The sequence below is a fragment of the Ferruginibacter sp. genome (genome assembly GCF_014377975.1).
GTDB lineage: Bacteria > Bacteroidota > Bacteroidia > Chitinophagales > Chitinophagaceae > Ferruginibacter.
The window spans coordinates 1-8,728 of record NZ_JACMOO010000305.1 but is presented as its reverse complement, the minus strand read 5'-3'; the positions used below and the strand labels follow the sequence as shown (position 1 = coordinate 8,728).

Below are 8,728 nucleotides of genomic sequence, written 5' to 3'. Positions count from 1 at the left end.
TACATCATGATTCCACGGTGTTCTTAAACCATTTCTTTCTGCATACTGACCTCTTCTTGAGTTTAAATATTTATCGCCTGTAATTAAATTGTTTAAATCAGTCCATTGTTGGGCTGCTGTATATAACTGTCCATTTCTTGTATAATCAGCCAGCCTAATATCGCTTTGATCTTTGGGAATATAAGGCAGGTTCGTATTTGCAGCATTCCCAAATGGAGCACCACCTGAGTTATATACCACTGAATAAGGACTTCCTGACTGGCCTGCATAAAAGAAAGACAATGTTGTCATGTTGGTTTTGTTCCACTCCAGGTTAACGCCCATCGTAGCTACTATCCTGTTACGCAAATCAAAATTAGAATACGATAATTGTGGATTATTTGCAACTAAAGCAGGGTTCACTTCAAAATTAGACTGGAATGAGTTACGGATACCATTACTCAAATCCTTACTCATGCCGTAGGTATAAGCAGCACTCCAGTTCATACTAATTCTGTGGTAACCTAATTTACTAAAATTAGAATTTTTAGTTATCTGGGCAGTTAAATTATATCGGTACCCTTTTGTGGTGTTACTCAATAAATAAACATTAGAATACTGTGAATTTAATTTGCCACCAACATACACAGGCGATTGAGAAGGGCCTGATGTAAAATATTGTACACTATCCTTAATATTGATCTGCTGAAATTTTACATCATACAAAGTTTTGGTGTACAAGGCATCCAACGTTAACTTATATCCTTTACCAAACTTAATGTCCACGGCAATATTTGAACGCCAAACTGTGGGCAATTTAAAATGATTGTCAATTACATCTACTTCTCTTGTAGTAGTAGCATTTGCTCCAGGAAGCGCATGGGCATTAATAGTGTCCTGTAAATTAAGTGGGTTTATTGCCAGCGGAATGGTGACATTACCGCCCACTGTATTAGTTGTACTTGGCTTGAAATCAATATTATTATAAACGCCGCCAGATAAAGTTTCAGCATAACCTAACCAAGCAAAAGGCATTCTTCCTACAAAAATTCCTGTACCACCTCTTACAACGAGACTTTGATCACCTTTAACATTCCAGCTAAATCCAACCCTAGGTGAAACTGTTGGTACACCCAGCCATTTATTATTCAATTGGTTAAAGGGTGTATTGCTATAAGTTAGGTTGGAGGTATTATTTTTTGCAGTTGCAAAATCTTTATCTACCGGAACCTGGTTTCCCAAAAACGGATAGTCAATTCTAAAACCACCTGTCAGTTTGAAATTATTGTTTAACGAAATTTCATCCTGTGCATAAACACTCATCAGGTTTACATGATAAGGGTTTGGCGGATTGTTATAGAGGTCTTCTCTTGTGTTTGGATATTTTGGGTCGTTGGAATAAGCTCCACGAATTCTGTTTGGTTTATCAGCCAAAAAATCGGGAACTGATTTATATTCCCAACGGCCATTCCATGAATTTACAAAACCGTAAGTGAGGTTATAAAATTCATTGTGCGTACCAAAAGTAAATTTATGAATACCCTTTGTAAGCGTAACATTATCGCTTACTTCAATTGTTTTTTGCTTCATATTGTAAATAGAAGCTTCACGCCAGGTACCTGCCCAGGCTAAACCACCGCCAATGTCCATAAAAGGAGAAAGTACTCCGGGAAAATCCCTGTATTCATGCACGTTGATATAACTTACGCTTAACTGGTTGCTAAGGCTGTTAGAGAAATTAGTCTTTAACTCAGAGGTAAGGTTAATATTCTTTGTATGTTGTGTAAAGTCGGTTGAACCGAATTGAAAATTGGTAGAGGTACGCTCCAAGTTATTTCCTACACCATTGGTATATATTCCCCTTACGGTTAAAGTACTTTTGTTACTTACTTTAAAATCTAACCGTGCAAATAATTTATCGCTATTGGTAAAAATTTTATATGGCCCGTCGTACGATCCTGCATCATAATTGTACTGGGTTTTTAACCTGTTGTAAATACTTGCTGCATCGGCCAGGCTAATGGCTGCGCCTCGGTCGCCTGCGTTATAAAAAGTAGGTTCCTGGCGACGGGTTTGTTCGAAGTTTACAATAAAGAAAGCTTTGTTTTTTACAATGGGGCCGCTAAGGGTAGCACCATATTGGTAATCATGAAAATCTGAACCAATTTTTGTTTTTAATCCATCTGCACTTTTCCCCATCAAACCCTGGTTTCTGCCATAACCATATACGGATCCATGAATAGTGTTGGTGCCACTTTTTGTAACTGCGTTAACAGATCCCCCGGTAAAATTTCCCAGCTTAACATCAAAGGGAGATAATTGTACCTGCACTTCCTGTATTACATCAATACTGTAAGGATTGGTACGGGTACCTGCACCTGCAGCACCCGACTGGCCACCACCGCTAATACCACCTGCAGAATTACTAAAACCGATAGCATCGTTATTGATAGCACCATCAACAGTTAAATTGTTATATCTGAAATTGGTGCCTGCAAAAGAGTTATTATTTGATTGAGGTGTAAGCCTTGTAAAATCAGCCAGGCTTCTGCCAATGGTTGGCAAGGTATTCATCTGCACCCTGCCGATGCTTACCCCGCTATTACTTTTTTTTGTAGATGTTATGGTTACGGCCTCCAGGCTTCCTGTGCTCAACTTCATTACCACATTTAAATCCGGGTTATTACCCAGCGTAAGATTAACATCTTCTGCCTTTTCTTCTTTAAAACCTACAAAGGTGATAGTAATTGTATACGGGCCACCTGGTTTTAAATTGGCAATACTAAATATTCCTTTTTTATTGGTTTGTGTTTTGGTTACGGCTCCTGTAGGAACATGTAACAATGATACAGTAGCTCCCTGAATAATACTACCTTTTTCATCTTTTATGTTACCACTTAAAGATGAAACTGTTTCCTGTGCAAAACTGTTAAAGGACAGTAAAACCAATAATCCTGATAACCACATTAATAACCCTTTCTTCATAATTGTTAAATTTCTGCAAAGAGAGGAACTGAATGTTAAGACAATGTGTACTTTATGTTATTTTAACGTTAACGAATTAGTAATTATTGATGCATTTGTAGCAAAAACGTTATAAGATGTTAATGGAAATGTGAAAAATAAATTAGGAAGCAGTGATGGTTTTCGTTGGTAACTCCATGAACGCCTTTTAACAATCCAGCAGTTAAAAAATTTAAGAAATCATAGTGAAAATTAAGAAAAAATCAAATAGTGTTTTTGATGATTATTGATAAACTTCTTTGGTTACATTTTCATTTAAGTTATACTCGCTTTTAAAAATCATTTTTTCTTTCTTGTTATAATTTCTCCATTCTCCATTTTTTAAGCCGTGTTCATAGTGGCCCTCACTTTCAATATTCCCATTTTCATAATAATATATTGATGCACCATTATATTGCCCGAATGAATCAAGCGGAAGCCACAAAACAATATAACCTGCATTTTACCGTTTGGGCTAAACACTTAAAAGGCTTTTTTGATAACAGTGCAACACAACAAAAAACTTCCAATCCTACCAATGTGATCACAAAATATTCTACTAATTCTATACAGGTATTAAAGTATAACCCACAAATGGATGGTCTTCGTTTTTGTGCTGTATTATCTGTGGTTTGTTATCATTGGCTACCCGTTGTAAATGATATAAAAGTGAGTTATTTTTTCGGCGCTTTGGTTAATTTTTTCTTTGTGCTCAGCAGCTATCTGATTACCCGGATATTGTTTAACGCAAAAGAAAAAAGCTGCCGACTTGGCACCTCAAGATTTAAGGCCATCGGGATTTTTCTTTTACGCCGTACCATTAGAATATTTCCAGCGTATTATTTTTTTCTTTTCCTGTTATTGCTTTTACCCACCATTGGAAATGAAGTGAGAAATAATGCCGGTATGTATTTTTCATACCTCGCAAACTACCATATATTCCAGAGCCATGTGTACCCCGCTGTAACAGCCCACATCTGGACATTGGCAGTAGAGGAACAGTTTTACCTTATATGGCCGATACTGATTATTTTTATTCCTAACCGGCATCTTTTAAAAACATTTGTAACCATCATTATTACCAGTGTTATTTTAAGAGCCGTCTGTTATTATCCGGCCCAAGGTATTCCACAGGATATACTGACACAATATTGTGTAGACGCATTTGCTGTGGGGGGTCTTTTGGCTTATAAATACAAAGCACCAGAGAAGGAAAAGCATGCTATAAACAAATATTTTAATCTTGTATTGTATGCAGGATTACCTTTTGGCGTATTGATAATAATTACCCAATCCTACTATTTTTCATTTGTGCTGAATAAATTATTATTTTCCATGGTTTCTTTTAAAATTATAGAAGGAGCTGTTATCGGATATAAACATTTTACCGGAAGATTTCTGCAAAACAAAGTGGTGATTTACCTGGGCCAGATTAGTTACGGAATTTATTTATACCATTTGGTGGTGCCGGTTGTTTTTTGGAAGTCATATGATTTTGGCTATGGATATGTGCAGTTTCAATACCCTTCTTTTTTTGCCAGTCATCAAAAAGGCATATCCCTTTTCCAAAATATTATAAGTTTACAAGGAGTTTATTTTATTATTTATTCAGTTTTGGTGGTAGCCGTAGCTATCGTTTCTTCTAAGTTGATAGAAATCCCTTTTTTGAAATTAAAATCAGTATTCCATATCTGATATTTAGTTAACTCACAATGCAGAAAAAAGTACCCAGTTAAATATTGAGTTTTTTTAAAAATAATTTTATGTTTAGTCATTGCTTTATTTGTACTACCAGTCAATGTACTGCAAAATTAAAAGTATCCCTGCTGGAGCAATACAATTTTTTACCTGTATACCTCTACGAATTAAGCACTAAAAAAAATTCCAAAATCGGTAAATTTAATATTTGACGGCTGAAAAGCTACCATGTTGACTCAGCGTTGTTTGCTTAAAATCAATACGGTTTGTTCTGCAAAAAAATTATCGCTGTTGTACATCACTGGTGTAAACAGTTAATCAGCTACCTGGGAGTGAATGATGTGCAGAATTCTGTTTTGGTTGCCGGTATTATTGTTCATCTTATTGCACGGATTATTTATTTATAACACTCATTAAAACTGATTACACGGATTGGTAAATATGATAAGTAATTTGTGCTATTCTTAAAAATTTGTATAATCATTTCTAATTTAATTTCTTTCCTGTGTTCTTAACCAGCGCTCGGGTATTTCGTTGCGGCTGGCACTCAGGTAATCGTTGTAACTGCAGGCTATAATGGTTTTGTCAGGCAGTTGCATCCACCAGCGGCCGGTCTTCCGGCTTTGTAAAAAACGGGTATCCACTTCAGCAAATACAGTATGGTACTCATTAAAATTAGTAGTATCCTGCAACAATGCTTCCTGCTTGCTGCGGCTTTTTCCATCAACAAAATACCACAACATTTGTGCAATTTGCTTAGCAGTTAATTCATGAATATCCGACCGTGGCTGGTAGCCGTAAATACCAAAACTGCTCATGTTGCTGCTCATGCCGGCATAACGGGTAAGCATACACGCTTCTTCGCCGCTCAATCCATTGGGGCAGCATTCGTTGGCAGGTGCATCACTGTTTTTTATGGCATTAATATCAAAACTCAGTAAATTGGTATTGCGTAAAACAGGTTCCATTTCTTCAATGTTTTCCTTCACTTTTCCTACCCTGTAGCAGTCAAAGCGCAGCTTGTCCATTGTTTCCAGCATGCGGGGATGTACCAGGTAACTTTGAAAACCAAGGTGGTTGTAATGCTTTACCAGGTTGGGTTCGCTGGTGAGCATTTCGAGTAAAAAATTTTCACTTCTTAAGGCGCTTTCTCCCCGCAAATCAATGGTAGCATCAATGCAGGTGGCTTCTGTTACTTTTTGCAATTTACGGTAAGCAAAATATTGCGCCAATGTAACATCGTGAGATCCGCCCAGCAGCACGACTGTTTTATTAAGGCTTAACAATTCTGCCAACACTGTAGTAATGGCAGCGTAACTATCGTTTAGTGTAGCGCCGGTTTTTATATTTCCCACGTCAGCAATGATGATATCCTTATGCCAGTAATGCAACTGAAAAAATTGTTTGCGGATAATATCCGGCGCATCGTTGCATGCATCAAATACGCCGCTACCCCTTGATTCGCCTACGCCCACCAGTACAATATCGGCGGTTTCCAGGTCCGGTATTTCGCCTTCATTAATCAATATATGTTTTGCTAACTGTCCGTCATTATATCCTTTATCGTCATTTAAACTGTGGATATTGATGGGTAATAAAAAATCGTGCAGGTCGTACATGCGTTTATAATTTGCAGCAAACTTATTAAATAGTTATGAGTTATGAATGATGAGTTATGAGTTACCCGAATTTGAATTGCCGCCCATAAGTAAATTGCCCCGTCCTTCAATTGCCTTGTCCTTGAATTGCCCCGTCCTTCCGGACGGGGAGTTAATTGAAGCCTGCTACTATGTGCTTGCGGACATTTCCTTATTTTTGCGGCATGGATAATTTATTATTGACAATTGATCAATACAAGACAGACATCAACAATTTTATTGCACCCAATAGTGAGGCAGCAGAAACCTTTCGCATAAAATATTTAGGTACCAAGGGCTTAGTGAAAGAACTAATGGGCGAAATGAAAAATGTTACGCCTGAAAATAAAAGGGCATTTGGCCAGGTAATGAATGAGTTTAAAGTTTTTGCAGAAGCTAAGTATGAAACGTTGAAAGCTTCCACCAGCAAAGACGGGCAGGCTTCGGCCGATGAAGCTGATCTTTCTTTACCGGCAGATGCATTGCCGTTGGGCAGTCGCCATCCCATTAGTTTGGTGCGCAACCGCATTGTTTCTATCTTTCAGCGGCTGGGTTTTGCCGTGGCTGAAGGGCCTGAAATTGAAGATGACTGGCATAATTTTACAGCGCTCAATCTACCTGAAAATCATCCTGCCCGCGATATGCAGGATACTTTTTACATCAATCAAAATCCAGACTGGTTATTACGTACGCATACATCCAGTGTACAGGTAAGGGAAATGGAAAAAGGAAAATTACCGATAAGAATTATTTGTCCCGGCCGTGTGTACCGCAATGAAACGATCAGTGCAAGGGCACATTGTTTTTTTCACCAGGTTGAAGGTTTATACATTGCAGAAAATGTATCGTTTGCCGATCTTAAACAAACCTTGTATTTTTTTGTGCAGGAAATGTTTGGTAAAGACGTGAAGATACGTTTCAGACCAAGTTATTTTCCTTTTACAGAACCCAGTGCAGAGATGGATATCAGTTGCTTAATTTGTGGCGGAACTGGTTGTAATGTTTGCAAGTATACTGGTTGGGTAGAAATTTTAGGTTGCGGAATGGCGCATCCTAATTTATTGGACAACTGTGGTATAGATTCTAATAAGTACACTGGCTTTGCATTTGGTATGGGGGTAGAAAGAATTACCATGCTAAAGTATCAGATAAAAGACCTGCGATTATTTAGTGAAAATGATGTCCGGTTTTTAAAACAATTTACCGCTGCAGTGTGATAGTAATCATTTCTTCCAATGAAATGAGATTTAATAACTACTTCAATTTGCATGATAAAAACTGCCGGTTTAAAAGACCGGCAGTTTTATGGATAAAACATGTAAACACTTCCTGGTCATTTCTGCATTGCAATCGTAGAATAAGTTCCTCAACCTATGTTTTTCTTTTCCGCTTTAATTCAATGATGCAGTTGTTATTCTTTGTGGCATTCAAATTGCCTTTTTCAAAAAAAGAAATAAATAATCTATGCGAAATTTGAAAAAAATTGCAACAGGATTTTTTTTGCTAATGACCATCTATTCCTGTTCGGTATCAAAAGAGGCAAGAGGTTTAAAGAAACAAATTAATGGCAACTGGCTGCTGCAAACCATCACTACAGAAGGGATCAACGGCAAGGTTACTGCAACCATTTTCAATGAAGCCCCCTTCAATTGTTTTGTAGGAAGCTCGTGGAATTTTATATCGAACAATAGTATGGGCAATTATAATATTAATGCAAGCGGCAAGGAATGCAGTTCTGTAAGCCGTTTGATAAGATGGTCAATTTTTGAACCCAGGGGAGCAATAAAACAATTTCAGTTTAAAAGGTTGGATGATAAAAAAAATGCGATGGATAATGATGAAGGGTTTCGTCTGGAAATTGCCGGCTTAACTGATAATACGATGCAGCTGAAATCGCATATCAGTTTTGAAGGAAAGCCAGCAACATATGTGTATAATTTTGTAAAAAAGTAAATTAAAAAACTCCCGCAATGAAAAAAGTAAATGGATATTTTGTGGTGTTAATGGCGTCGGTCATTTTTATTTTGCCAGCTTGTAACAGTACTAAAAAAATGAATAGTAAGCAAAAAGGCGCTGCGGTGGGCGCAGCCGGTGGTGCTGCAGTTGGCAGTATTATTGGTAATAATGTTGGTAAGAAAAGTAATACTGTTTTAGGTGCCCTGATAGGTGCGGTTATAGGCGGTGTGGCAGGCGGATTAATCGGCGATAAAATGGACAGGCAGGCCGAAGCGATTAAAACGGAAGTGCCGGGCGCAAAAGTAACAAGGGCAGAAGAAGGCATCAATGTAACTTTTGATGAAAAGAATCCGGATGGTTCTGCAGCAGGTGTTTTCTTTGGTACCAATCAATTTAATATCTCCGCCAATTCAAGACTGGCTTTGGCTAAGTTGGTAAAAATATTTAATAATTAC

The 8,728-nt window shown here is 37.6% G+C and carries 6 protein-coding genes; 4 read left to right on the top strand and 2 right to left on the bottom strand.

The features are described from left to right. Nucleotides 1–2,964 (bottom strand): TonB-dependent receptor (locus H7254_RS15600; protein WP_301933842.1); only part of this gene is annotated, 2,964 nt, incomplete at its 3' end. Between the two features lie 441 nt (nt 2,965–3,405). Between H7254_RS15600 and H7254_RS15595 the strand changes: the two genes are divergently transcribed. Further along, nucleotides 3,406–4,677, top strand: coding sequence for an acyltransferase (locus tag H7254_RS15595; protein ID WP_301933841.1), 1,272 nt, complete (start codon nt 3,406–3,408; stop codon nt 4,675–4,677). Nucleotides 4,678–5,171: 494 nt separating this feature from the next. Here the strand turns inward: H7254_RS15595 and H7254_RS15590 are convergent, their stop codons facing one another. After that, nucleotides 5,172–6,299, bottom strand: coding sequence for a formimidoylglutamase (locus H7254_RS15590; RefSeq protein ID WP_301933840.1), 1,128 nt, complete (start codon nt 6,297–6,299; stop codon nt 5,172–5,174). A 203-nt stretch (nt 6,300–6,502) separates the two neighbouring features. Here H7254_RS15590 and pheS point away from each other — a divergent pair, with 203 nt between their 5' ends. The 3 genes from pheS to H7254_RS15575 all read left to right on the top strand — a co-directional run. Then, entirely contained in the window at nt 6,503–7,534 is a 1,032-nt protein-coding gene (gene pheS / locus H7254_RS15585; protein ID WP_301933839.1) for a phenylalanine--tRNA ligase subunit alpha, read from the top strand. Between the two features lie 247 nt (nt 7,535–7,781). Continuing rightward, the gene (locus H7254_RS15580; RefSeq protein WP_301933838.1) at nt 7,782–8,270 is read left to right on the top strand and encodes a lipocalin family protein; all 489 of its coding nucleotides are present in this window, start codon (nt 7,782–7,784) and stop codon (nt 8,268–8,270) included. Between the two features lie 17 nt (nt 8,271–8,287). Continuing rightward, the coding region (locus tag H7254_RS15575) for a glycine zipper domain-containing protein (protein ID WP_301933837.1) at nt 8,288–8,728 on the top strand (441 nt) is incomplete at its 3' end.